This is a genomic window from Saccharothrix sp. AJ9571 (assembly GCF_021725495.1).
In the GTDB taxonomy this organism is placed as follows: Bacteria; Actinomycetota; Actinomycetes; order Mycobacteriales; family Pseudonocardiaceae; genus Amycolatopsis; species Amycolatopsis magusensis.
Map to the genome: position 1 here is coordinate 993,767 of NZ_CP091382.1, position 24,903 is coordinate 1,018,669.

Sequence of the window (24,903 nt, forward strand, 5' to 3'; positions counted from 1 at the left end):
AGCCCGATGACCGGCGCGACCTCGCGGGTCGTGAGCCGGGGGGGGCGGAGGCACGGCGAAAGACGCAGGAAAGGCGGGGTTTAGGCGCTCAGCCGAGCATGAGGGCGAATTCTCGGCAGGGAGGAAACTCGATGGGCGCCCGTCAAACGTACGTCCTGGCCGCCGGCACGGCCTTTCCCGGGCCGCTGGTGGACAACGCGGCGCTGGCCGCCCGGTTCGGCACCACCGGCGCGTGGCAGCAGTGGGTGGACACCTTCATCGGCACCCGGACCCGCCACCTCGCGGTCGACCCGGAGACCGGCAAACCGCACGCGAGCCTGGCCGATCTCGGGGAGGAAGCCGGGCGCAAGGCGCTGGCCGGGGCCGGGCTGGGCCCCGGCGACATCGACCTGGTGGTGATGGGCAGCGCCACCCCCGACCAGCTGATGCCCGCCACGGTGAACCTCATCGCCGACCGGCTGGGCATCGACCAGGTGCCCACCTACCAGCTGCAGTCCGGCTGCACCGGCGCGGTGCAGGCCCTCGACCTGGCACGCCAGTTGCTGTCGACCGGGCGGCACCGCAACGCGCTCGTGCTCGGCGGCGACGTGTGCGTCAAGCACCTCGACTTCGACACCGACTTCGCCACGCTGCCCCCGGCGCAGCAGGTCAATTTCATCCTTTTCGGTGATGGCGCCGGGGCGACCGTGCTCAGCACGGACCCGGGGCCCGAGGCGGTGGAACTGCGGCACGTGTTCGTCCGGCTGGTCGGGCTCGGCAGGCCGCCGGGGCAGGTCGTCGAGTGGTTCGGCGTGGCTGACCGCGACGACGACCGGGCGCCGGTGCTGGAGGACTACAAGGCGATCGAGGAGTCGGTGCCCGGGATGGCCGCCGAAGTACTGGACGAGCTGCTCGGCGAGCTGGACTGGTCGCAGGCCGATCTCGACTACCTCCTGCCGCCGCAGTTGTCCGGGAAGATGACCGCGAACATCGTCGAGCGGCTCGGCGCGCCGGACGCGCACGAGGTCAGCTGCGTCGCCGAAACCGGCAACATCGGCAACGCGATGCCGTTCGTGCAGCTGGAAAAGGTCCTGCCGTGGCTCGTGCAGGGCGATCGCGTGGCCGGTATCGCGATCGAATCCAGCAAGTGGATCAAATCCGGCTTCGCGGTGGAGAAGCACTGATGGACTTCTTCACCGCCTACCGCGACGGCCTGCTCGCGGACGCCTACCACCGCGTGCCCGGACTGCTCACCGGCCTCGACTCGGCCGAACTCGCCCGTGCCGGGCGGCTCCTGGCGAACCTGGCGGTCGACGACACCCAGGCGACCGTGGTCCGGGTGGCGATCACCGGCCACGGCACCCTGTCCCCACTGGTGCCCTCGTTGACCGCCGAAGCCGCCCGGCACGGGTTGCTGCTCCGCCCGACCGTCGGTGACTTCGGCGGCTACCTCACCGAACTGTCCGATCCGGACAGTGAGATTTACCGCGCGGGAGCCGAAATCACGCTCTGCGTACTCGACGCGGAAGTCGTCTTCGACGAAGTCCCAGTGCCGTGGCGACCCGCCGACGTACGCGCGGTGCTCGACGAGAAACTGGCCTTCCTCGACAAACTGGCATCGATCTTCGAAGCGAACAGCAAGGGCACCCTGGTGCTGAACACCTTGCCGTTGCCACATCGCTTCACCGCGCAACTGGTTGACCACCGGTCACGCGCCGAACTCGGTGCCTTGTGGCGCGAGGCGAACGCACGCCTGTTGCGGTTCGGTGAACAACACCCCGGCGTGCTGGTGGTCGATTTGGACCCCTTGCTGGCCGAGGGCATTCCGGTCGAAGACCCACGCATGGCCGTATACGCCAAAATGCACCTGTCGACCGAACTGCTCGCCCGGTACGCCCGCGAAATCGGGCACCTGGCACGGAACACCGCCGGACGCACCAAGAAATGCCTCGTCCTCGATCTCGACGGCACGGTGTGGGGCGGCATCCTCGGCGAGGACGGGCACAACGGCGTCGAAGTCGCCGAAACCCACCACGGCGAGGCGTTCCGCGCGTTCCAGCGGGTAGTCAAGCAGATCGGCGCGCAGGGTGTGCTGCTCGCGGTGGTGAGCAAGAACGACCTCGAACCGGTACGCCGGACGCTCACCGAGAACCCGCGGATGACCCTGGGCGAGAACGACTTCGTCCGGATCATCGCGAACTGGCAGCCCAAGCACGACAACCTGAAGCAACTGGCCGCCGACCTCAACCTCGGCGTGGACGCGTTCACCTTCGTCGACGACAGCACGCTCGAATGCGGACTGATCCGCGAGGAACTCCCGGGCGTCGCCGTGCTCCCGGTGACCGAGGACCCGGCGCTGCACGTCGGCACCCTGCTCGCCGACGGCTGGTTCGACGTGCGCGAGCTGACCGTCGAAGACCGGGCCCGGGTGGACAAGTACCGCGAAGACCTGTCCAGAAAGGACTTCCTGGACAACTTCGACTCGATCGAGCAGTACCTGGCGGAGCTCGGCGTTCGAGTGCGGTTCGCCCCGGCGACCGAGAAGGAACTTCCGCGCGTGTCCCAGCTTTCGTTGCGCACCAACCAGTTCAACCTGACGACCCGGCGACTGCAGTTGCCCGAGGTGCGCGAGCTGGCCGGCGATCCCGCGTGGCACGTGCTCGCCATCTGCTCCAGTGACCGGTTCGGCGAGAACGGCCTCGTCGGCGTCATCTTCGCCCGACGCGAAAACGATGCACTCCACCTCGAAAACTTCATCCTCAGTTGCCGCGTGTTCTCACGCGGCATCGAACAAGCGTGCCTTTCGGCGCTGCTGCACCACGCCCGCGAGCACGGCCTGACCGAAGTCTTCGGCAGCTACCGCACCACCGCGAAGAACGGCAAGGTCGCCGACTTCTACCGCCGCTACGGGTTCACCACCCTGCCGGGGTCCGGCGACGGGGTCACCCGCTTCCGGCACGACCTCGGCGAGATCACCGAAGCCCCCGCCCACGTCGACCTCGACTTCGGAGGAACCCTCCAGTGAACACAGTGGACGATCTGGTCATGCTGGTCCGTGACGAGCTGGGCCTGCCGGTCACCACCTCGGACGCCGGGCGCAGCCTGGACGAACTGCCCGGCTGGGACTCGGTGTACCTGCTGTGGTTGCTGACCGTGGTGGAGAAGAAGACCGGCCGGCCGGTATCCCTGCCGGACCTGCTCGAAGCGGGCAGCCTGTCGGACGTGTACTCGCTGGTGGCGGCATGAGCTTCCCGGCGATCGCCCGCGAACGGCGGCACACCCTCTACTTCCTGCGTGAGATCCGGCGGTTTTCGCCGGTGTTCCTGGACACCGAGATCGACATGTCCGAAGTGGCCAGACACCGGACGGAAGCCAAGGCGGCGGGCGAGCGGTATTCCGTGGTCACCTACGTGGTGCACGCCGCCGCCCGCGTGCTCGCGCGGCACCCCGAAGCGAACGCGGCCATCCGCGGCGGGCTCTTCGCCAAGGTCGCGCGGTTCGGTGGCGTCGACGCGAAGGTGACACTGGACAAGCACATCAACGGCCGGCGCGTCGTACTGTCCGCTGTGCTCGATGGCGTGCACGAGGCGAGCCTCGCCGACATCCAGTCCAGAGTGGACCACTTCCGCGACGGTGATCCGGGCACCATGCCCGAATTCGCCGGCGCGCGGAAACTGCACCAGTTGCCGCCGTGGCTCGGGCGGGCGCTGTTCGCGATGGCGGTGCGCCCGCTCTCGGTACGGGCGGCGCGGTTCGGCACCTTCGCGGTCACTTCGCTGGGTCACCGCCCGGTGGACGGCTTCCACTCGGTCGGCGGTACCACCGTCACGCTCGGCCTCGGCCGGATCGCCGACCGCCCGGTGGTCCGCGACGGCGAGGTCACCATCGCCCCCCTCATGCGGCTGAACCTGGCCTTCGACCACCGCGTGATCGACGGCGCCGAAGCGGCGGACGTCCTCGCCGAAGTCAAGGAAGAGTTGGAAAAGTTCACCGCCCCGCCCATCCCCACCGCCGCGAGGTCGCGCCGGTCGCTGGATTGAGCCGCGGCCGGCCGCCCAGCGGCTGACCGCGGTTCGGTCCGGCGACCGGCTCCCCAGCGACCTCGCCGTCGCGCCGAAGGCGCGACCGAATACACAGGAGTGCCCTCATGACCCAGGATCCGGCGGCCGAGGTACCGGAGTTCCCGATGGCCCGCAGGTGCCCGTTCGACCCCCCGTCCGAGTACGCCAAACTACGGGAGACCGAACCGGTGTCCCGCGCGCAACTGCCCGACGGCACCCCGGCGTGGCTGCTGACCAGGTACGCCGACGCCCGTGCCGTGCTGGCCCACCCCACGGTGAGCGCGGACATCACCAAACCGGGTTTCCCGCCGCTGATCCCGATCCAGAAGGACATCGTCAAGCAGGGGCACAAGCCGCCGTTCATGCGGCAGGACCCGCCGGAGCACACGGTGTACCGCCGGATGCTCATCCCGGAATTCACCGTGCGGCGAATGAAGGTGCTGCGCCCGGCCATCGAGCAGATCGTCGACGACCAGCTCGAGCACCTGCTGGCGCAGGACCGGCCCGCCGACCTGGTCGCCCACCTCGCGCTGCCGGTGCCCTCGCTGGTGATCTGCCGGACGCTCGGCGTGCCCTACGCCGATCACGAGTTCTTCCAGGACAAGACCGGCATCCTGCTCTCCTTCGACAGCACGCCGGAGCAGGTGGCCAAGGCGATGACGGAGATCAGGGCCTTCCTCGGCGACCTGATCTCGGAGAAGCAGCGCACCCCGGACGACGACCTGGTCAGCAGCCTGGTGCACAACCACCTGGAGAAGGGCGAGGTCACCAGGGAGAACCTGCTGGCCACCATTCTGCTGCTGCTCAACGCCGGGCACGAGACCACCGCGAACATGATTTCCCTCGGCACGCTGGCACTGCTGGAAAATCCCGAGCAACTGGCCGCGTTGCGCGCCGATCCCGAACTGGTCGGCCCGGCCGTGGAGGAAATGCTGCGGTACCTGAGCATCGGCGACATCGTGCCCGCGCGCATCGCCACCGAGGACATGGAGGTGGGCGGAACAACGATCAAGGCGGGCGAAGGGCTCATCGCGTTGCTCGGTGCCGCCAACTGGGACACTGGGGTTTTCCCCAGTCCTGAAGCGTTCGACATCCGCCGCGGGGCGCGCCACCACATCGCCTTCGGGTACGGCGTGCACCAGTGCGTCGGGCAGAACCTGGCCCGCCTCGAGCTGGAAATCCTGTTCCGCAAGCTGGTCTCGCGTGTTCCCACGTTGCGGCTGGCGGCACCGGTGGAGGACCTGCCGTACAAGCGGCAGGGCGCCGTGTACGGATTGCACGCCCTGCCGGTCAGCTGGTAGCAGCCCGCTCCCGGGTGAACTTCGCCCGCCGAATCGAGAATTCCGGACTTCGTCCCCCACGGACCCAGACCACGCGGTACGCTTACCCAGTCGGCCACCCCCCTCGGCCGACCTTGAGCCCCCGGCGCCACCTCCCCCTCGAGCGCCGGGGGCTTTCTTATGCGCGCACGATAACCACCGTTATGCCAGGCGGATCCGCGGTGCCGGTTCGGCACGCAGGTCCAGCGGGAGATCGTTGCGGCGTTTCACGTTCAGCTTGCGGTAGACGCGGGTCAGGTGCTGTTCCACCGTGCTCGCCGTGATGTGCAGTTTCCCGGCGATCTCCCGGTTCGTGTAGCCGATCACCGCCAGCGCGGCGACGCGGCGTTCCGAACTGGTCAGTGAGGTGATGCCGGCGCTGTCCTCCCCGGCACCGGCCCCTGTGGACAGATCGCTGCTCGCGGACAGCAGGTCCGCGCATAGCGGTTGCGCATCGCACACCTTCGCCAGGTGCCAGGCCCGCCGGAAGACCTTCCGCGCACGGCGCTTGTCGTCGGCCTCGTAGTGCACGCGGCTCAGATCGACCAGTACCCGCGCCTGTTCGTAGCAATCCCCGGCGGACTCGAACAGTTCCAGCGCTTCGGTGAGCAGTGACAGCCGTCGTGGTGACGGGCTCAACGCCGCCAGCAACCGCAAAGACGCCCCGCGCGTGCGGAAGCCGTCGGTACCCGGCTGGGCCAACTGGTCGTGCACGAGCAGCCGTGCCTGCTCCAGATTGCCCAGCCGCAGCCACGCTTCGGCCGCCGAAGTGCGCCACGGCACCAGTCCGGAGACCTCCAGCCGCCAGCCCTGCATCAGTTCCCCGCAGGACAGGAAGTCCGCGAGCGCGGCGTGGTGGTGGTTCGTGGCGAGGTAGTAGTTCCCGCGCGCGTACAGGTACGGCAGGCCGTACCGGCTGCCGAACATGGCGTCCGGCACGGTGTAGGTGAGCAGTTGCGCGGCCTCCTCGAACCGGCCCATCCGCGTCTTCGCCAGGATCAGGCTGCCCAGCGGCAGGCCGATCGCCACACCCCACGACTTGCGGGCCAGCTGGTTCAGCGCCACCTCGGCGTACTCGGCCGCCGCGGCCAGTTCGCCCTGGCGCACCGCGATGGTGGCGCGGGCGCTGGCGAACATCGCCCGCCAGACCGGCGCCCGCCTGCCTTCGGCCGCGCCGAGCAACCGGTCGCACCACTCGGCCGCGCTCTTGGCCTGCCCCGCGCTGATCAGCACCAGCAACGCCAGCATGGCCGACTCCTCGGCCCAGGACGTGCTGCGGTTGAGGTCGATGTCCCGCAGCACCAGCTCGGCCCGGTCCAGGGCTTCGTGACTGCGGCCGCGCGCGAGCATGTCCGCCAGCATCGCGGTGGACTGCAGCCCGGGATCGGCCTTCGGCGTCACCAGCGCGGGGTCCGCCCCCGGCTGGCGGACCGGCGGACGGCTCCGGCGGGCCAGCGGCGGGTGCACGCTGGTCAGCCACAGCTCGGTGTGCCGCAGTTCGGCCGCGGCCTCGGGGTGCTGCCCGGCCACCGAGCCACGCAACCGGTCGAGCAGGTCCTTCGCCTCGTCGGCCCGGCCGTGCCAGAGCAACTGCCGGATCAGCACCATGCAGTCACGGCGGTTGAGCTGGTCGGCGCGCATGGCCGCGACGAGCGGATCGAGGTGCTCGGCCGCGGCGGCCGGGTTCACCTGCCATTCGGCGTAGGCGAGCCGCGCGCGGATGGCCGCCCGATCGGCCTCGCCGAGGCTGGCGCGGTGGGCCAGCCGCAGCGAGTCGGCGGCCAGCTCCATCCGGTCGGACAGCAGCGCCTGCTCGGCGGCCTCCAGCAACACGGTCACCGCCCAGGGCGGTTCCACATCGGCGGCCTCGATGAGGTGCCCGGCCACGGTCAGGGCCAGCGCGCCCTGTTCGTGCAGCAGCCGCGCCGCCCGCCGGTGCAGGTCGATCCGGTCGTCGGGACCCAGGTCGTCGAGCACGGCCTGCCTGCCCACCGGGTGCCGGAACACGCCGTCGCCGAGCAAGCCCGCCGCGGTCAGCGCGGCACAGCTCTGCCGCACCACGTCCGGATCGGTGACGGCCAGCGCGGCGAGCACCTCGGGCGAGCCCTGCCCGCCCAGCACGGCCACCGCACGGGCCACCCGCGTCCGGACCAGGTCCCCCCGGTGCAGGCAGCTGAGCACGGCCAGGCCGTACCCCTCCGGCCGGGCGGTGCCCACCTCGCGGTGGTCCTCGGCCAGCGACGCCAGCAGGAGCGGGTTGCCGCCGGTGGCCGCGTGGAACTCCGGCGCCAGCCTGGCCGGCAGGTCGCCGCGCGCCAGCAGCCCGGCCACCCCGGCCTCGGACAGCGGCGCCACCCTGATCCGCCGGAAGTGCGGCTGGCGCAGCAGTTCCCCGCCGAACGGGCGCTGCGCCGGCGCCGGGTCGATGTCGTCGGTCAGCACGGCCAGTATCCGGGCCGACCGCAGCCGCCGGATCAGGTACAGCAGGCACTGCAGGGACAGCGTGTCGACCTGGCGCAGGTCGTCCACGCCGATCAGCAGCGGGTCCAGCGCGGCCAGCTCCAGCAGCGCCAGTGAGATGCCGTGGAACACCTGCCCCAGCTCGGCGGGTTCACCGCGGGACCGGGCGGCGAGCGCCTCGGCGACCCCTTCGTCGACCAGCCGCACCAGCCGCGCCTGCAGGTCCACCGGCAGGACCGCGCTGTGCACCAGCTGGCTGATCACGCCGAAGGGCAACGCCCGCTCCGAACGGGAGCACGACGCGCTCAGGAATAGCACCCCCGATTTCTGCGCGCGTTCGGCGAACACCCGCAGCAGTTCCGTTTTACCACTCGCGGCCGGGCCGTCGAGCAACGCGACCTGACCTTTCCTGACCAGTGTTTCGTTGAGCAGCAGCTCGAGTACACGCAACTGCTCATCGCGTTCCACCAGTTCCATCGCCATCCCCCCCGGATCGCTCGGCACCGCGGCAACGGTGCTGCTTTCCACTGCAGACCAGCAGCGCCCCGTTGCACTGTTGAACAAACTAGCAACTTTCGTAGGAAAGTCGGGAAAACTGACCCATTGGCCGGAAATTCGGCGCACATCGAGGTCCGGGCGGGCCCGAATCTGATGATGATGCACTAGCTCGTATTAACCCGAACGGGTCAGTCATTCTCGGTGCACGTTCGATTATTTTCCGTACTGATACCCTCTTTCATCAGGCCCGTCCCTCCGCTCCACCGGCGCCCGGCACCCCCAGGGAGCGGCCCAATCCCGACAGGTGGACCGCGACCGGTTGGTTATAAGCATTTTCTAAGTTAATAATTGACCAAGCACATTAATCGCCGACTGAACCCCTTCACATCATGTACCGCGTTCGGTAGGCTTTCTGAGAAAGTCCGCCCCGATCGGGCGCCGTACTGACGCACCTGTCCAGTCTTGAATACGAAATCACCGACCGAGGGCGGACGGTCATGCGATTCAATTTGCTGGGTCCGCTGGAGGTGTTCTCCGGCGACAATCCGATCGGCATCAGCGGGCACAATCGGCGGGCGACTCTGGGGTTTCTGCTGTTGCACGCGAACAACGTGGTGGCCACCAGCAGGCTGTTGCAGGCGGTGTGGTCCGGGGCTGCCCCGCAAACCGCAAGGAAGATATTGCACAATGCGATCGCCGACCTGCGCGGGGTGCTGGCAGGCGCCGGTCCCGGGGCGCCGGAGCTGCTCACCACCGCACCCGGCTACCTGCTCCGGATCGACCCGCGGCAGGTCGACCTCTTCCGCTTCCACGAGCTGGTCGAGCACGGCCGGGCCGAGCTGACCGCCCGGTCCTTCGACACCGCCGCGGCGACCCTGCGCGAGGCGCTCGCGCTCTGGCGCGGTCCGGCGCTCGCCGACCTGATCGAGTCCGGGGTCCGCTGGCCCGAGCTGCTCACCGTGCAGAACGCCAAGCTCGCCGCCATCGAGGACTGCATGGAAGCCGAGCTGGCAGGCGGGCGGCACCACGAGGTGATCGGCGAACTGGAGGCCGTCGCCGAGGCCGAACCGCTGCGGGAACGGCTCGCCGGGCAGCTGATGCTCGCGCTCTACCGGTGCGGCAGGCAGGCCGACGCGCTGACCGCCTACCGCCGGACGCGCACCGCGCTGGTCGACAGCCTCGGCCTCGACCCCAGCCGGGACCTGCAGGCGTTGGAGCGCGCCATCCTCAACCACGACCCGTCGCTCTCGCTGCCCGCCGAGGTCACGGAGATCCCGCCCGCGCTGGCCAGCATCGCGCGCCTGGAGTTCGGCGAGCCGCCCCCACGCCCGGCCGCCGGTGTGACGCTGGAACGCAAGCGGGTCAGCGCGGTGCTGGTGCGGTCCGAGCCGGACCCCGCCACCGAGGATCCGGAGGACCTCGGCGAGCTGCACGACGAGCAGACCGAACTGGTGCACGCAGAGGCCAGGCGGCACGGCGGCAGCGTGCGCGGCTCGATCGGCTCGACCTGGCTGGTGTTGTTCGGCGTGCCGCGCACCGGCGAGCACGACGCGGTCAACGCCGTGCGGACCGCGCTGGCGTTGCGCGACCGGCTCTGCCGCGCGCACGCCATCGTCACCACCGGCGACGCACTGGTGTCGCTGTCCGGGCGGCGGGCTCCCGAAGTGGCCGGTGGGCTGCTGGCGACCGGACTGCGGTTGCTGCCGGAAGTGCCATTCGGCGAAGTGCGCGCCTGCGCGGCCACCCGGGCCTCGACCAGTCACGCCTTCGACTTCACCGACCAGGGCGACACGGCACGGGTGGACGGGCCGGTCACCACCACGGTCCGGCCCTTCACCGGGCCGATGATCGGCCGGGACCGCGAGCTCGGCCGCCTGCACGGGCTGCTCGACGAAGTGCGGCGGTGGCAGCGTTCGCACCTGGTCGCGGTCCTCGGCGAGCCGGGCATCGGCAAGAGCAGGCTGCTGAGCGAGTTCGGCCGCTCGGCACGGGAACTCCGCGAGCCGGTGCGCGTGGTGCGGGCCGGCGGCGGGGAACCGCTGGAGGTCTTCGCCGAACTGGTGCGCTCGTGTGCCGGGATCGACGCGGAAGACTCCTTCGCCACCGCGGCCGCGCGGCTCGCCGAAACCGTGCACCTGCTGCTCGGCACCGGTCATGCCGCCGCGTGGGCGGCGGCGCACCTGCGCACCCTGCTGTGGGAACCGAACAACGCCACGCTCGCCGACTCGGTGCCCGCCTGCCGGGCGCTGCTCGAAGGCGCCGCGGGCACCGCGCCACTGGTGGTGCTGCTGGACGACCTGCACCTCGCCGGCGAGCCGGTGCACCGGTTCGTCGAGGACCTCGCGCGGCCGGTGCCGCTGCTGGTGGTCACCACGGGACAGCCGGAACCGGCCCGCCGCGACACCACCACGATGACGCTGGAGCCGCTGTCCGACGCCGCCACCGCGCGGCTGCTCGGCACGCTCACCGGGCGGCCGGGCAGGCAGTACGAGCACCTGGTGCGGCGGATCGGCGGCAATCCCCGCTTCGCCACCGAGTACGCGAGGGTGCTGCCGGAGGCCACGCCCTCACCGACGTGGCGCTGGGCGGTGTGCCAGGCACCGGCCGTGCCGCCGGCCGTGCACGCGATGCTCGCGGCTCAGCTGGACGCGCTGCCGCCGGGTGAGAAGGCGGTTCTGCGGGACGCGGCCGTGCTCGACGATCCGTTCACGCCCGAAGCCGTCGCGGCGCTCGGCGAGTACGACCTCGGCGAGGTGGTGAAGCTGCTGGAGACGCTCGGGCGGCAGGACCTGCTGCGGACGCAACGACGGCTGGCCGACGGCGTCCGCGTCGAATTCTCGTTCCGCAGCCCGCTGCTCCGCGAGGTCGCGCGCTCCCAGCTGCCCCGCCGCGTGCTCGCCGAAAAGCAGGCACGGGCGGGCGAATGGGCCGCGCCGCCGACCGAAGAAGCCTCATCTTGCTCGTAGGCGGTGGGCGAGGGCGGTGTGGCGGCGGCCCGCGCCGACCGTGCGCACCGCCTGCCCGATCGCCTTCTTCGACCCGACCAGCACCACGAGCTGCTTCGCCCGGGTGACCGCGGTGTAGAGCAGGTTGCGCTGCAACATCATCCACGCGCTGGTGGTCAGCGGGATGACCACGCACGGGTACTCGCTGCCCTGCGAGCGGTGGATGCTCACCGCGTAGGCGTGGATGAGCTCGTCCAGCTCGGCGAACTCGTACTCGACGTCCTCGTCCTCGTCGGTGCGCACCAGCAGGGTCTGCTCGTCGAGGTCCATCGCGACCACCACGCCCTGGGTGCCGTTGAACACGCCGTTCGCGCCCTTGTCGTAGTTGTTCCTGGTCTGCGTGACCTTGTCGCCGACGCGGAAGGTCCGCCCGCCGAACCGCCGCTCCGGCACCCCGTCCTTCGGCGGTGTCACCGCTTCCTGCAGCAGCGAGTTCAGCGCGCCCGCCCCGGCCGGACCGCGGTGCATCGGCGCCAGCACCTGCACGTCACGCCGGGGGTTCAGGCCGAACTTCTTCGGGATGCGGCGGGCGACCACGTCCACGGTCAGCTTCGCGGCCTCCTCCGGATCGTCCACGCTGAAGTGGAAGAAGTCGGTCAGGCCCTGCGTGATCGGGAAGTCGCCGCCGTTGATCCGGTGCGCGTTGGTCACCACCCCGGATTCGCCTGCCTGGCGGAAGATCTGGGTCAGCCGGACGTGCGGGATCGGCGTGCCGGGCGCCAGCAGATCACGCAGCACCTCACCCGCGCCGACCGAGGGCAACTGGTCGACATCACCCACGAGCAGCACGTGCGCGCCCGGCGGGATCGCCTTGAGCAGCTTGTTCGCCAGCAGCACGTCCAGCATCGAGGCTTCGTCGACCACCACCAGATCCGCGTCGAGCGGCCGGTCCTTGTCGTAGGCGGCGTCCCCGCCCGGCTTCAGCTCCAGCAGCCGGTGCACGGTCGCGGCCTCGTGCCCGGTCAGTTCGGTGAGGCGCTTCGCGGCACGGCCGGTGGGCGCGGCGAGCAGCACCTTCGCGCGTTTCGCCGCGGCGAGCGTGACGATCGACCGCACGGTGAAGCTCTTGCCGCAGCCCGGACCGCCGGTGAGCACGGCGACCTTCTCGCTCAGCGCCAGCTTGACCGCTTCCTCCTGCGCCGGGGCCAGTTCCGCCTGGGTCTGCCGGTGCAGCCAGGTCAGCGCCTTGCCCCAGTCGACACCGGCGAAGGCGGGCATCCGGTCGGCGCTGGTGTGCAGCAACCGCATCAGCTGCGCGGCCAGGGAAAGCTCGGCGCGGTGGAACGGCACCAGGTAGATGGCGGAGACCCGGTCGTCGCCGTCGGGCAGTTCCTCGCGGACCACGCCCTCCTCGTCGACCAGCTCGGCCAGGCACTCGATCACCAGCCCGGCGTCCACCTGCAGGATCTTGATCGCCTCGGCGATCAGCTCGGTGTCGGGCAGGAAGCAGTGACCGCTGCCGGTGGCCTCGGACAGGGTGAACTGCAGCCCTGCCTTGATCCGTTGTGGACTGTCGTGCGGGATGCCGACCGCCTTCGCGATGGTGTCGGCGGTCTTGAAGCCGATGCCCCAGACGTCGGTGGCCAGCCGGTAGGGCTCGGTGCGCACCACGTCGATCGAGCGGTCGGCGTACTGCTTGTAGATCCGCACCGCCAGCGAGGTGGACACCCCGACGCCCTGCAGGAAGACCATCACCTCCTTGATCGCCTTCTGCTCCTCCCAGGCTTCGGCGATCAGCTTGGTGCGCTTCGGGCCCAGCTTCGGCACCTCGATCAGGCGTTCCGGGCTGTGCTCGATCACCTCGAGCGAGTCCAGGCCGAAGTGCTCGACGATCTTGTCCGCCAGCTTCGGCCCGATCCCCTTGATCAGCCCGGACCCGAGGTAGCGGCGGATGCCCTGGACCGTGGCGGGCAGCACGGTCTGGTAGTCCTCGACGTGGAACTGGCGCCCGTACTGCGGGTGCGAACCCCAGCGTCCACGCAGCCGCAGCGCCTCCCCCGGCTGCGCGCCGAGCAGCGCGCCGACCACGGTGACCAGGTCACCACCGCGCCCGGTGTCGACCTTGGCCACGGTGTAGCCGGTCTCCTCGCTGGCGAAGGTGATCCGCTCGAGCGTCGCCTCCAGCGTGGCGTGACGGAACGGCTCGGTCATGCCCGGACCCTACTAAGGCAGACTTCCGGCGGTGAGGAAGATATCGGTGATCGGGATCGGGGCCGGCGACCCCGATCAGCTGACCGTGCAGGCGATCCGCGAGATCGAGCGGGCCGGGGTGTTCTTCGTGCTGGACAAGGGCGCGGCCAAACGCGACCTGGTGGACCTGCGCGAGCGCATCCTCGAGCGGTACGGCCGCGACTACCGCGTGGTGCACGCCGAGGACCCGGCCCGCGACCGCGAGCCCGCCGACTACCGCGCGGCCGTCGCCGACTGGCACCGCCTGCGCGTGGCGCTGTACACCCGGCTGATCCGCGACGAACTGCCCGAGGACGGGCACGGCGCGTTCCTGGTCTGGGGCGATCCCGCGCTCTACGACAGCACGATCACGCTGGTCGAAGCCGTGGCCGGACACATGGAGATCGAGTACTCGGTCATCCCCGGCATCAGCAGCGTCTCCACCCTGGCCGCCCGGCACCGGATCCCGCTGAACCGCATCGGCGAGCCGGTGCAGTTCACCACCGGCCGCCGGCTCGCCGAGGGACTGCCCGGTGACGCCGTGGTCCTGCTCGACGCGAACTGCACCTTCCAGCAGTACTACGGCGAAAACCTGGACATCTTCTGGGGCGCCTACCTCGGCACGGAGGACGAGATCCTGCTCTCCGGCCCGATCGCCGAGGTGGGCCCCGAAATCGAGCGGCGCCGGGCCGAAGCCAGGGCGGAAAAGGGCTGGATCATGGACACCTACCTGCTGCGTGCCGGCCGGGACCCTTCGGGCTAACGACACGGGCGCACTGGCGTGCCATCGTTGTTTCCGCCGCACTCGGGCCGGGTACGCGAAGTGGAAGATCCCGATCTTTCCAGGAGGCAGGCGGAATGGCACGGAAACGGGTGGTCGTCGTCGGCGGCGGGTTCGCCGGCTACCACGCCGCGAAGGCACTGGCCAAGGAGCTGAACTCCGACGAGCACGAGATCGTCCTGGTCAACCCCACCGACTACTTCCTCTACCTGCCGCTGCTGCCCGAGGTCGCGGCGGGCGTGATCGACCCGCGGCGCGTATCGGTGTCCCTGCCCGCCACGCTGCGCGGCGTCCGGCTGGTGCTGGGCGAGGTCACCGACGTGAGCCTCGACGCACACGAGCTGACCTACCTCGATCCGGAGGACGAGGAGCACAAGCTCGGCTACGACAAGCTGATCCTGGCCGCGGGCAGCGTGAACAAGCTGCTGCCGATCCCCGGCGTCACCGAACACGCGCACGGCTTCCGCGGCGTGCCGGAGGCGCTCTACCTGCGTGACCACATCACCCGGCAGATCGAGCTGGCCGCGGCCACCGACGACCCGGTCGAGCGCACCAAGCGCTGCACCTTCGTGGTGGTCGGCGCCGGGTACACCGGCACCGAGGTGGCCGCGCAGGGACCGGCGTTCACCAAGGCGCTCGCCGCCCGGCACCCGGAACTGGCGGACCAGCCGATCCGCTGGCTGCTGCTCGACCTGGCGCCGAAGGTGCTGCCGGAGCTGGACGAACGCCTTTCGCGCACCGCCGATCGCGTGCTGCGCGGACGCGGGGTCGAGGTGCTCATGGAGACCTCGATCAAGGAGGCCGAGAAGGACGGCGTCCAGCTCACCAACGGCGACTACGTGCCCTCGCGCACACTGGTCTGGTGCGTCGGTGTGCGCCCGGACCCGCTGGTCTCCGGCCTCGGCCTGGACACCGAGAAGGGCAGGCTGGTCACCGACGCCTGCCTGAACGTGCCGGGCCATCCGGACGTGTTCTCCTGCGGTGACGCGGCGGCCGTACCGGACCTGACCCGGCCGGGCGAGATCACCGCGATGACCGCGCAGCACGCGCAGCGGCAGGGCAAGCTCGCCGGGCAGAACGTCGCCGCTTCGCTGAAGGGCGGGCAGCTGAAGAAGTACCGGCACCGCGACCTCGGCTTCGTGGTCGACCTCGGCGAGTGGCAGGCGGCGGCGAACCCGCTGCACATCCCGTTGTCCGGGTTCCCGGCGAAGGTGGTCACCCGCGGCTACCACCTGATGGCCATGCCGGGCAACCGCCTGCGCACCGCGGTGGACTGGGCGCTGGAGGCGGTCGGGAAGCGGCAGACCGTGCAGCTGGGCCTGGTGCGCTCGGGCACCGTGCCGCTGGACACCGATTCGCCGGAACTGCCGCGGCTCAAGCGCTAGTTCTCCGGCAGCGGCGCGAGGACGTTCTTCGCCAGGTGCTGGAACACGATCGACGTGCGGAAGCTGACGATCTCGCGCCGCTTGGCCAGCCGGTCCACCAGGAACGAGTGCAGGTGCTCGATGTCCTGCGCGGTCACGTGCAGGAGGAAGTCGTCGCTGCCCGCGGTGACGAACACCGACAGCACCTCGGGCAGCTTCGCCACGGACTGCCAGAAGGTGTCGATCACCGTCCGGCTCAGCGGGCGGACCTGCGCGGTGACGAGCGCCTGCACCCCGCGGTTGAGCGCGGGCAGGTCGATGTCCGCGTGGTACCCGCGGATCACCCCGCGTTCCCGCAGCAGCCGCGTCCGCTCCAGGCAGGTGGACGGCGCGATGCCGATCTTGCGCGCGATGTCGCGGTTCGACTGCCGTGCATCCTCCTGCAGAAGCCGGACGATCGCCGAATCAAGTTCGTCCAGCATGCCTTGATCCTCTCCGTGCCGAATATCGTTCGGTGATCATGCCTGTCGGCCGCGCTTCTGACTAGCTTCGGGCTTTGCTGATTGTTCAGTTTCGAAGCGGGAGGGCGATTTGTCGACCACAGGGATTTGGGAGCACGAAGAGGTCGTGCTTCGCCGCGGGGCGAGATCAGGGCTGCAGCTCACCGTCGCCGCGCACTCGCGAGCACTCGGGCCCGCGATCGGCGGCTGCCGGGTGCGGCACTACGCGGACTGGCGCGACGGCCTGGCCGACGCGCTGCGGCTGGCCAAGGCGATGACGTTGAAGTGCGCGGTCGCCGGGGTGCCGTTCGGCGGCGGGAAGAGCGTGGTGGCCCTGCCGCCTTCGGCGTCACCGGAACTGCGGCTCGCCGCGCTGGAGGACCTCGGCGAGCTGATCGGCTCGCTGGGTGGTTCGTACATCCCGGGGCCGGACGTGGGCACCGGGCCGGACGACATGGTGGTGCTCCGGCGGCACGCGGCACAGGTGTTCTGCCTGCCGCCCGCCCACGGCGGCGTCGGCTCGTCGAGCGCGCCGACCGCGGTGGGCGTGCTCGCCGCGTTGCGGGCGGGGGCGCGGCACGTGTTCGGCAGCCCCTCGGTGGCCGGGCGCAAGGTGGTGATCAGCGGGTTCGGCGCGGTGGGCAGCCACCTGGCCACCGCACTGGCCGCGGACGGCGCCGCGGTCACCGTGTCCGATGTGGACGATGCGAAACGCTCGCGGGCGGCGGAACTCGGCCTCGGCTGGGTGCACCCCGACGACGCACCAGCCGAACCGGCGGACATCTTCGTGCCCGCCGCGGTCGGCGGCGTGCTCTCGCCCGAGGTGATCAGCCTGCTGACCGCGCCACTGGTCGTCGGCCCGGCGAACAACCAGCTGACCGAGGACTCCGTGGCGCACCGGCTGGACAGCCAGGGCTTCACCTGGATCCCGGACTTCGTGGCCGGCGCCGGGGGCATCATCTACACCCTGGCCAGGGAGATCCGGGGCCTGAACCACGGCAGCGCCACAGCGGAGGTCGAGGGCATCGAGGAGACCACCGACCTCCTGCTGACCAGGGCCCGGTCGAACGGCACCACCCCACTGGCCGAAGCCATCACCCTCGCCACCACCCGCACCACCCCTGACCGCTCCCCGGCGAACCCCACGTTCCCGCACCCGAACCCCACGTTCAGGTAGCCGAGTTCCACGTTCAGGCACCCGAACCCCACGTTCAGACGTGGGAAAACGCTCTGAGTGGGGCATTACCAGCGTTCACCGCAAGTAATGCCCCACTCAGAGCATCCGGCTCGGTCAGCGGGAGCGGTTGATCCGGATGTTGCCGTAGCCGCTGCGCGCCCGGACCTCCACGGTCTCCACCGGCTCACCGGCCGGCTCACCGGCCGGCTCACCGGATTCGCCGAGTTCGCTGGTCACCTTGCCGAACCCGGTGCTCACGTCGAGCCAGGCGGCGACGCCCCGGCGGATGCCGACCTCGATCTCGCCGGAGGAGGTCTCCAGTTGCACCGACCCGCGCACGACCTCGCCGATCCGGATGTCGCCGTACGCGGTCCTGGCTTCGACCCCGGCACCGGCGCGGTCCACGGTGATGTGCCCGCTGGCGGTGTTGAGCCGCACGTCACCGTCGGCGCGGCCGATCCAGCAGGCACCCGAGGAGTTCCGGATCGACGCGCCGCCGGTCACCTCGCGGATGCGCACCTCACCGGAGGCCGTGGTGATGTCGACCTCGCCGTCCACGTGGTCGGCCACGACGTCACCGGCGCTGGAGTCCAGCGAGAGCGAGCCGGTCCGGTGGAGCTGGACCTCCCCGCCGGTGGTGAACCGGCACTCGCCGAGCGTGCCCTCGGCGCGGAAGGTGGTCCACTGCGAGTCGGCGCGCACCGACGAGCCGGTGGGCAGCTCCACCCTGACCCGCACGGCGCTGGTCCGGCCGAACAGCGAGGATTTCGGCGCCGGGGCGCGGACGACCAGCCTGCCGCCGGTGAAGTCCACGGTCGTCCGCTCGGCGGCCTCGACGTCGTGCCGCTTGGCCGGGTTGGCCGGGTGCACCTCGACCACGGTGTCGGTGCGATCGGCGGCGATGATCGTGGCGTCGCCGACCGGGAGGTCGATGCGCACGGAGATCGGGCCGGGCGTGGCGAATTCAGGCATGGTCGTCCCCTGACGGTGTCCGGTGTGGTGAGCGGCTCAGCGGACCCAGCCGGTGAGGTGCTGGCCGGTCCAGCTGTCGCGCTGCCCGGAGCCGCGGCGGCCGCTCGGCGTGAGGGCCGCACTGGCGGCCCGGACGAGCCAGGCGTTGATGGACAACCCTTCCGCGCCCGCCGCCTCTTCGATCCGGAGCTTGAGGTTCTCCGGCAACCGGAGGTTGATGCGGGCCGAGGGGCCCTCGTCGTCGGCGACCGGTTCGGGCGCGGGAGCCTCGGTCGGCGGCGCGGCGGGCTGGGTGACCACGAAGTTCGGCGTGTTGCGCCCCCGCAGGCGCAGGTCCACCGACCCCGGGGCGAGATCGCGGGTGATCTCCTCCGCGGCCGCGGTCAGCGCCTCCAGCAGGGTGAGCCGCACGGCCGACTCGAGCGGCGCGGTCAGCCGCTCGGCCAGGGCGCGGGCTTCTTCCCCGCCCGCCTCGGCGGCCAACGCCAACTCGGTGCGGAGACTGTCGACATACGGCGTCAGGTCCATGGCACTATTATGGCACCATCGTGGCACCATTACAACTCGATCAGTGGCTCAGTCTTCTTGTGCGGCGCTGCTGGCCGGTGGTGTGAGCACACTCAGCGGTGGCACCGCGCCTTCATGCCGGACGATCTCGACGCGGGTGTGCGCGCCGGCGCAGCCCTGGGCCAGCGTCGAGGTGGGCACGTCGGCGAAGAGCACGTTCGGATTGCCGTGGCGGCAGAACGCCGGGTCCTCGGGATCCGGGTCGTACCAGGCGCCGGTGGACAACTGGACCACGCCGGGCCGCAGCGCGTCGGACAGGCGGACCGCCGCCAGGCACGACCCACGCTCGCCACGCACCAGGGCGATGTCGCCGTCGGTGAGACCCCGGTCGGCCGCGTCCGCCGGGTGCATGCGCAGCGGTTCGCGATCGCGGTGCTTGGTGGCGCGGCTGTGCGCACCGACGTCGTGCTGGCTGTGCAGGCGTGATTTCGGCTGGTTCGCGAGCAGGTACAGCGGGCGGTCGGCCGGTTCGGGGTCGGGCTCGAGCCACACGGGGTGCCCGGGGCAGTCGGGGTAACCGAAGCTCTCGATGGTCGATGAATGGATCTCGATCCGGCCGCTCGGCGTGGGCAGCGGCGCGGCCTCGGGGTCGGCGCGGAAGTCCGCGAGCAGCACCTGGTCCTGCGGGCGCATCGGCAGTTCGGCGACGCCGGTGGCGAAGAAGGTCTCGAAGTCCGGGAGATCCCTGCGCCAGGACGAATACAGGTGCTCCAGCCAGGCACGGGCGTCGCGGCCCTCGGTGAACTCGCGCTCGACGCCGAAGCGGGCGGCCAGCGCGGTGAAGATGGCGTAGTCGTCGCGCGCCTGCGCGTGCGGGGCCGTGAGCGCGGGCATGGCCCACAGCTCGGCGTCGGCGTTGCCCATGCCGAAGTCGTCGCGCTCCACGGTCATCGTCGACGGCAGCACGAAGTCGGCGTGGCGCGCGGTGGCCGTCCAAAAGGGATCGTGCACCACGACGGTCTCGGGGCGGGTGAAGGCTTCTCGCAGCCGGGCGAGGTCCTGGTGGTGGTGGAACGGGTTGCCGCCGCACCAGTAGACCAGCCGGATGTCCGGGTAGGACAGTCGCTGCCCGTTGAAGTCGTAGGGCGCGCCGGGGTTGAGCAGCATGTCGGAGATGCGGGCGACCGGGATGAACTCACGGACCGGGTTGTGGCCCTGCGGCAGCGCGGGCAGGGAGATCGCCGAGCCGCCCTCGCCCGGGTAGGCCGACGAGCCGTAGCCGTGGCCGAAGCCGCCGCCGGGGAGGCCGATCTGGCCGAGCATGGCGGCGAGCACCACGCCCAGCCACAGCGGCTGCTCGCCGAAGCGGGCGCGCTGGAGCGACCAGCTCACCGAAATCATCGTGCGCCCGGCGGCCATCTCCCTGGCCAGCCGGTGGATGCGCTCGGCGGGCACCCCGGTGACTCCGGCCGCCCACTCCGGCGTCCGCCCGTGGGCGAGCACGTCAGCCGTGAACTTGTCGAAGCCGACGGTGTAGCGGTCGAGGAAGGCGTGGTCGGTCAGTTCCTCGGTGATCAGCACGTGGGCGAGGGCGAGCATCAACGCCGCGTCCGTCCCCGGGCGCGGCGCAAGCCACTCCGCCTCGGCTTCCACGGGTGTGTCGTCGGCGATCGGACTCACGGAAACAATGCGCGTCCCGGATGCCCTGACTCGCCTGAGTCGCTCCCGAATCCGATGCCGCGCGACGCCGCCGGAAGACATCATCGCGTTCTTGGCGGAAATCCCGCCGAACGCGACGATCAGGTCGGTGTGGCGCTCGACCTGCTCCCAGGCGGTGGAGCCGCGGATGATGGCCCAGGCGTCGCCGAGGATGTGCGGGAGGAGGGCTTCGCTGGTGCCGTAGCTGTAGGTGCCGAAGGAGCGGACGTAGCCGCCGAGGGTGTTGAGGAAGCGGTGGACCTGGCTCTGGGCGTGGTGGAAGCGACCCGCGCTACCCCAGCCGTAGGAGCCGCCGAAGACGGCCCGGCCGCCGTGCTGCCCGTAGACCCTGCGCAACTCGGCTCCGAGCAACTCCTCCGCACGATCCCAGTCGAGCGGCACGAAGGGCTCATTCCCACGGTTCTTGGACGGACCGGGGCCGTCCTCGAGCCACCCGGCGCGTACGTAGGGGCGATCCACCCTGGTCGGATGGTGCTGAGCGGAGGCCACGTTGTGGATGAGCTCGTTGGGTTCCGGGTCCTCGGGGAACGGCTGCACCTCGGACAACCGGACGCCGTCGGACTTCGCCTGGAACGCCCCCCAATGGGTCAGGTGCGGCCTGCTCATACGGGCCACGCTACCCACCCGGCCCTACATTGCCGCCCACCCCGCGACCAATCCCACACCCCTCGGGGGACTGTGGCCTTCACGGCTGCCGTCGCACGGTCCTTGCTCTCTCGACTGTGGACTTCGCCCGCACCAACGCGGCACTCGCCTACCCGGCCGCCCGAACGCAGGCCCCGGCTACTCAAGCCACGCCCCGGCTGCGTTACGAGGGGATCGTCCGCGGGCACCCCGAAGATTGCGAACGAGGAACCCGCCTGCCCGAACGCGGAACACGGACGTCCGAACGTGGGGTTCGGCTACTCGAGTGTGGGGTTCAGCTACCTGAGTGCGGAGTTCGGCTGCCTGAACGTGGGACTCGCCCGGGCAGCGCGGGCACAGCCGCCCGGAGTCGCATTCGGCTGCGCCAGCAGCACTCAGCGGTGCAAGGTGGAACTCGGCTGCCCAGACGTGGGGCTCGGCTTCCCGAGTGGGGCTCGGCTTCCCGAATGTGGACCTCGGCTGCCTGAACGTAGGGTTCGGCTATCTGGGTGTCGAACTCGGCTGCCCGAATGCAGGACCCGGGCGCCTGAACGTGGGGTTCGGCTGTTCGACGTGGCGCTCAGGCGCCTGAGTGTGGAACTCGGCTGCCTGAGTGCGGGAGTCGGCTTCCCGAGTGGGGGGTTCGGGCGCCTGAGTGTGGGAGTCGGCTTCCCGAGTGGGGGCATCTGGGTGGGCGGGGGCCGGGGGTGGGGTTAGGGGTGGGTGGAGGTGAGTAGTAGGCGTAGGTGGGCGGTTTGCCAGGTGGTGGGGAGGTGGGGTGGGGCGGGGGTTTGGAGGGCGTCGCGGAGGGTGGTGAGGGTGGTGGCGGCTTGGGGGAAGCCTGCCTCCGTGAGGGCGGTGGCGACGCGCGTGAATCTGGTGGTGGGGCGTTGCGCGGTGCGGATGAGGCCGGTGTGGGCGGCGGAGGCGAGCAGGTCCAGGGCCTCGGCGACCGGGTCCGGGGGTGTTTCCGGGGCCAGGCGTAGTGGGGCGTCGCGTACGTCGGGGGCCAGGTCCGGGTGGGTCAGGCCGGAAGCGGTGAGGACGGCGATGGGGTCGATCACGAGTGCGCCGCCGGAGCGGTGGACGGTGCCGCTCAGGTAGCGCGGGTGCGAGGCGAGGGCATCCGCCAGGGCGTCGAGGGCGCCTGGGCGGTACTCCGAGTAGTGGGCGGAGACGGTGGCGGTGGTGCCCGTGGCGTCGGTGATTTCGGCGTCCAGGCGTTGGTCGCCGGGGTGGTAGGCGAGGCGCCGGACTTCGGCGATGTGCACGATTCGCACCAGTTCGGCGGCGACCCGGGGGCGGATGAGCCGGGGTGGCAGTGCGGCGAGTTCGGCGGCGAAGGCGGCGTAGTCTCGGACGACCAGCGCGTCCGGCAGGCTCGTCCACGACGCGCCGACCGGCGTGGTGGTGGTCCGGCCCACCCGCGCCGAGACCAGGCGCAGGACGCGGCTCGCGCTGCGGTGGGCCGATTCGGACACGACGTTCGCCGAGGCCAGGCACCGCAGCGAAGTGCCGCTGATCCGCTGCCCGGCGAGGTCGTGCCCGGTGCACTTCTCCCCCGGACCGACCGTCCACGAACGCCGGAGCACCAGCACCGACGCCGTGCGGGCATCGGCGAAGTACAGCTCCGCCAGCCGCTCGCCCAGCACACCGGAAATCCGGCAGCCGAGGCTGGTGAGGCGCACCCGCCGCAGGGGCGTCTCGCTCGGCTCGTCGGTGCCCAGGATCCGCGACCGGGGACTTGTGCCACCGATGGCCGCTCGGTGGCGGGCATGCAACTCCGTCAGCAGTTCGGCGAAGCGGCGGGCGCGGTAGTGCGCACTCCGGGCACGGTGGAAGTCGAGCTGCTCGGCCAGTTCGGCGACGGCGGCTGCGGGCCAGCGCAGCTCGGCCTCCTCCAACTCCCCGTGCAGTCGCCGCAGGCTCGCGAGCAGGACCGGGCTGGCGTCGGCGGCGCCTTCGAGCAGGAGCTTCTCGACTAGCGCCAGCGCCGGTTCCAGGCCGGAGGCCACCCGCGCTTCCGTGCCACCGACATCGATGCGGACCTCCGGAACGTTCGGAGCGCGTTCGTCGGCTGCCCGGAACGCCCACACCGCGAGCACGATCGTCTGTTCGCGCTTCGCCGCGGCGGCTTCGGTGTGCACGTAGCCCAGCTCGCCCGGGACCAGGAAACGCACCGTGCACGCCGGTAGTTCGACTTCGGCGACCGGGTCGGCCGCGCTCGGGCGCCGGACACGGGCCGAGTATCCGGCGCTGTGGATTCGCCTTGCCGCTGCCAGCACGCGGGTGCCGAAGGCGGCGGTGAGTTCGTCGTCGGTGATCGCGCCCGGTGAGGAGAGCATCAGCTCACCCGCCGGATCTTGCCGTTGGTAGGCAAGTACCAGGCCGACTCGGTGACGACAGGTGCTCATGGCGCCACACGAGCATCGGGCGCCGTCGAAACCCTTGTCCGCGGGCAGAACGGCCACCGAGCCGTCGGCGAATCGGCCGTGCAGTGTGCCGTCGTCGGCCACGTCGAGTACCGGGACCGTGCCCGCGTCGAGTTCCTTGACCGCCCGCTTGACCAGCCCGCGGTTGGCGAGCGAGACCAGCGCGTCGGGCGTGAGGGCCAGCAGGTCGGGACGGCTCATCGGGCGATCCGTTCCGCGACGAAACCGGCCAGCTCACCCGGTGTCATCGCGCCGACCCTGGCGCCGGCGTTGGCCAGCCGCTGGGCGAGTTCGCGGTGGTAGGCCGGGTTCGCGTCCTCGTCCAGCGCGGCCAGCCCGAGCACCTGCGTGCCCTGGCCGGTCAGTCTGGTCACCGCGCGGATCAGCTCCTGTTCGTTGCCGCCTTCGTAGAAATCGCTGATCACCGCGACGATCGCGCGTCGTGGGGTGTCGATCAGCGAGGCGGCGTAGGCGACGGCGCGGGCGATGTCGGTCCCGCCGCCGAGTTGCACCTTCATCAGCAGTTCCACTGGATCGGTCACCTCCGAAGTGAGGTCGGCGAGTTCGGTGTCGAAAGCCACCAGGTGCGTGCTGAGGCCCGGCAGGCGCCACAGGCAGGCGGCGGTGACGGCGGCGTGGATGACCGAGCCGGCCATCGAGCCGGACTGGTCCACCAACAGCACCAGCTGCCACCTCTCGGACTGGCGGCGGACGCGGGAAACGAACCGCGGGCTCTCGATCGCGATCCGGCGGGTTTCGGGCCGGTAGTGCGGGAGGTTCGCGCGGATCGTGCCGTGGAAGTCGAAGTTGCGGGCCTGGCGGAACGGGGACGGCCGCCGGGTCCTGGTGCCGGTGAACGCTTGGGCGACCTCGGTCGCCAGCTTCCTGGTCAGCTCGCCCACCACGGTCTCGACGATGCGCCGGGCCTGGGCGAGCACCCCTTGGTGCATCAGGTGCTTGGTGCGCAGGATCGCCCGCAGGAGGGTGGTGTTCGGCTCGATCCGTTGCAGCACTTCGGGGTCGGTGACCACGTCGTGGATTTCGTACCGTTCAATCGCGTCGCGCTCCAGCCGCTCGACGGTGGCCCGGGGGAACAACCGGTGGATGCCGTCGAGCCAGTCCACTGTGGCCAGCACGGGGGCGCCGGAGCCGCCGCGGCGTTCACCTCGTTCGGCTAGCTCTGGTTCGCGGCCGTACAGCCAGTCCAGTGCGGTGTCCCGCTCGGCGAGGTCGGTGGGGAGCGGGCCGGTGTGGGGGGTGGCTGGTTCGCCGAGGATCAAGCGCCAGCGTGGCAGGGTCACCACAATCCCTCCTCTCGGAGGATGGAATCCACAGT

General features: G+C 70.7%; 17 protein-coding genes. 9 read left to right on the plus strand and 8 right to left on the minus strand.

Going from position 1 to position 24,903, the window contains the following annotated elements; genetic code table 11:
- Positions 1-131 precede the first annotated feature (131 nt).
- The 5 genes from L3Q67_RS03850 (at position 132) to L3Q67_RS03870 (ending at position 5,341) form a co-directional block, all read left to right on the plus strand.
- Positions 132-1,163 (plus strand): 3-oxoacyl-ACP synthase III family protein, encoded by a 1,032-nt coding sequence (locus tag L3Q67_RS03850; protein WP_499188220.1) that lies wholly within the window; start codon positions 132-134, stop codon positions 1,161-1,163.
- Positions 1,163-3,004, plus strand: a complete 1,842-nt coding sequence (locus L3Q67_RS03855) for an HAD-IIIC family phosphatase (protein WP_499188221.1) — start codon at positions 1,163-1,165, stop codon at positions 3,002-3,004. Before L3Q67_RS03850 ends, L3Q67_RS03855 begins: the two co-directional genes overlap by 1 nt.
- Positions 3,001-3,225 carry an acyl carrier protein gene (locus L3Q67_RS03860; protein WP_499188222.1) on the plus strand — a complete coding sequence of 75 codons (225 nt, stop codon included), beginning with the start codon at positions 3,001-3,003 and terminating at the stop codon, positions 3,223-3,225. The genes L3Q67_RS03855 and L3Q67_RS03860 overlap by 4 nt, the downstream gene beginning before the upstream one ends.
- On the plus strand, positions 3,222-4,019 hold the full coding sequence (locus L3Q67_RS03865; protein WP_499188223.1) for a 2-oxo acid dehydrogenase subunit E2: 798 nt from the start codon (positions 3,222-3,224) through the stop codon (positions 4,017-4,019). The genes L3Q67_RS03860 and L3Q67_RS03865 overlap by 4 nt, the downstream gene beginning before the upstream one ends.
- A 107-nt stretch (positions 4,020-4,126) precedes the next feature.
- On the plus strand, positions 4,127-5,341 hold the full coding sequence (locus tag L3Q67_RS03870) for a cytochrome P450 (protein WP_499188224.1): 1,215 nt from the start codon (positions 4,127-4,129) through the stop codon (positions 5,339-5,341).
- Between the two features lie 180 nt (positions 5,342-5,521).
- On the opposite strand, the gene L3Q67_RS03875 is transcribed toward L3Q67_RS03870, so the two are convergent.
- A complete protein-coding gene (locus L3Q67_RS03875) occupies positions 5,522-8,323 on the minus strand; it encodes an ATP-binding protein (RefSeq protein WP_499188225.1) in 2,802 nt (933 codons plus the stop codon).
- 491 nt (positions 8,324-8,814) lie between these two features.
- Between L3Q67_RS03875 and L3Q67_RS03880 the strand changes: the two genes are divergently transcribed.
- Entirely contained in the window at positions 8,815-11,283 is a 2,469-nt protein-coding gene (locus L3Q67_RS03880) for an ATP-binding protein (RefSeq protein WP_499188226.1), read from the plus strand.
- Here L3Q67_RS03880 and recD2 read toward each other — a convergent pair.
- Positions 11,269-13,473: an ATP-dependent RecD-like DNA helicase gene (recD2, locus tag L3Q67_RS03885; protein ID WP_499188227.1), complete on the minus strand. Its 2,205-nt coding sequence runs from the start codon at positions 13,471-13,473 to the stop codon at positions 11,269-11,271. The two genes, L3Q67_RS03880 and recD2, sit on opposite strands and share 15 nt — an antisense overlap.
- Before the next feature lie 31 nt (positions 13,474-13,504).
- Between recD2 and cobF the strand changes: the two genes are divergently transcribed.
- A complete protein-coding gene (cobF, locus tag L3Q67_RS03890; protein ID WP_499188228.1) occupies positions 13,505-14,254 on the plus strand; it encodes a precorrin 6A synthase in 750 nt (249 codons plus the stop codon).
- Between the two features lie 95 nt (positions 14,255-14,349).
- Positions 14,350-15,657, plus strand: coding sequence for an NAD(P)/FAD-dependent oxidoreductase (locus L3Q67_RS03895; protein WP_499188229.1), 1,308 nt, complete (start codon positions 14,350-14,352; stop codon positions 15,655-15,657).
- On the opposite strand, the gene L3Q67_RS03900 is transcribed toward L3Q67_RS03895, so the two are convergent.
- Complete coding sequence (locus tag L3Q67_RS03900; RefSeq protein ID WP_499191422.1) at positions 15,654-16,115, minus strand: Lrp/AsnC family transcriptional regulator; 462 nt, start codon at positions 16,113-16,115, stop codon at positions 15,654-15,656. The two genes, L3Q67_RS03895 and L3Q67_RS03900, sit on opposite strands and share 4 nt — an antisense overlap.
- Before the next feature lie 112 nt (positions 16,116-16,227).
- On the opposite strand from L3Q67_RS03900, the gene L3Q67_RS03905 reads away from it, so the two are divergent.
- Positions 16,228-17,313 (plus strand): Glu/Leu/Phe/Val dehydrogenase, encoded by a 1,086-nt coding sequence (locus tag L3Q67_RS03905; protein ID WP_499188230.1) that lies wholly within the window; start codon positions 16,228-16,230, stop codon positions 17,311-17,313.
- A gap of 114 nt (positions 17,314-17,427) precedes the next feature.
- Here the strand turns inward: L3Q67_RS03905 and L3Q67_RS03910 are convergent, their stop codons facing one another.
- The 5 genes from L3Q67_RS03910 to L3Q67_RS03930 all read right to left on the minus strand — a co-directional run bounded on the left by L3Q67_RS03910 (position 17,428) and on the right by L3Q67_RS03930 (position 24,868).
- Complete coding sequence (locus L3Q67_RS03910; RefSeq protein WP_499188231.1) at positions 17,428-18,285, minus strand: DUF4097 family beta strand repeat-containing protein; 858 nt, start codon at positions 18,283-18,285, stop codon at positions 17,428-17,430.
- 36 nt (positions 18,286-18,321) lie between these two features.
- Positions 18,322-18,813: a type II toxin-antitoxin system HicB family antitoxin gene (locus L3Q67_RS03915; protein ID WP_499188232.1), complete on the minus strand. Its 492-nt coding sequence runs from the start codon at positions 18,811-18,813 to the stop codon at positions 18,322-18,324.
- Positions 18,814-18,861: 48 nt separating this feature from the next.
- On the minus strand, positions 18,862-21,117 hold the full coding sequence (locus L3Q67_RS03920) for a molybdopterin-dependent oxidoreductase family protein (protein ID WP_499188233.1): 2,256 nt from the start codon (positions 21,115-21,117) through the stop codon (positions 18,862-18,864).
- 731 nt (positions 21,118-21,848) lie between these two features.
- The gene (locus L3Q67_RS03925; RefSeq protein ID WP_499188234.1) at positions 21,849-23,768 is read right to left on the minus strand and encodes a YehQ family protein; all 1,920 of its coding nucleotides are present in this window, start codon (positions 23,766-23,768) and stop codon (positions 21,849-21,851) included.
- Positions 23,765-24,868 carry a vWA domain-containing protein gene (locus L3Q67_RS03930; protein ID WP_499188235.1) on the minus strand — a complete coding sequence of 368 codons (1,104 nt, stop codon included), beginning with the start codon at positions 24,866-24,868 and terminating at the stop codon, positions 23,765-23,767. Before L3Q67_RS03930 ends, L3Q67_RS03925 begins: the two co-directional genes overlap by 4 nt.
- Positions 24,869-24,903: the final 35 nt, after the last annotated feature.

Bases quoted from the DNA above. Each gene is read 5' to 3' on its own strand.
- L3Q67_RS03850 (WP_499188220.1), top strand. From the start codon at position 132: ATGGGCGCCCGTCAAACGTACGTCCTGGCCGCCGGCACGGCCTTTCCC.
- L3Q67_RS03855 (WP_499188221.1), top strand. From the start codon at position 1,163: ATGGACTTCTTCACCGCCTACCGCGACGGCCTGCTCGCGGACGCCTAC.
- L3Q67_RS03865 (WP_499188223.1), top strand. From the start codon at position 3,222: ATGAGCTTCCCGGCGATCGCCCGCGAACGGCGGCACACCCTCTACTTC.
- L3Q67_RS03870 (WP_499188224.1), top strand. From the start codon at position 4,127: ATGACCCAGGATCCGGCGGCCGAGGTACCGGAGTTCCCGATGGCCCGC.
- L3Q67_RS03880 (WP_499188226.1), top strand. From the start codon at position 8,815: ATGCGATTCAATTTGCTGGGTCCGCTGGAGGTGTTCTCCGGCGACAAT.
- recD2 (WP_499188227.1), bottom strand. From the start codon at position 13,473: ATGACCGAGCCGTTCCGTCACGCCACGCTGGAGGCGACGCTCGAGCGG.
- L3Q67_RS03895 (WP_499188229.1), top strand. From the start codon at position 14,350: ATGGCACGGAAACGGGTGGTCGTCGTCGGCGGCGGGTTCGCCGGCTAC.
- L3Q67_RS03910 (WP_499188231.1), bottom strand. From the start codon at position 18,285: ATGCCTGAATTCGCCACGCCCGGCCCGATCTCCGTGCGCATCGACCTC.
- L3Q67_RS03915 (WP_499188232.1), bottom strand. From the start codon at position 18,813: ATGGACCTGACGCCGTATGTCGACAGTCTCCGCACCGAGTTGGCGTTG.
- L3Q67_RS03920 (WP_499188233.1), bottom strand. From the start codon at position 21,117: ATGAGCAGGCCGCACCTGACCCATTGGGGGGCGTTCCAGGCGAAGTCC.
- L3Q67_RS03925 (WP_499188234.1), bottom strand. From the start codon at position 23,768: ATGAGCCGTCCCGACCTGCTGGCCCTCACGCCCGACGCGCTGGTCTCG.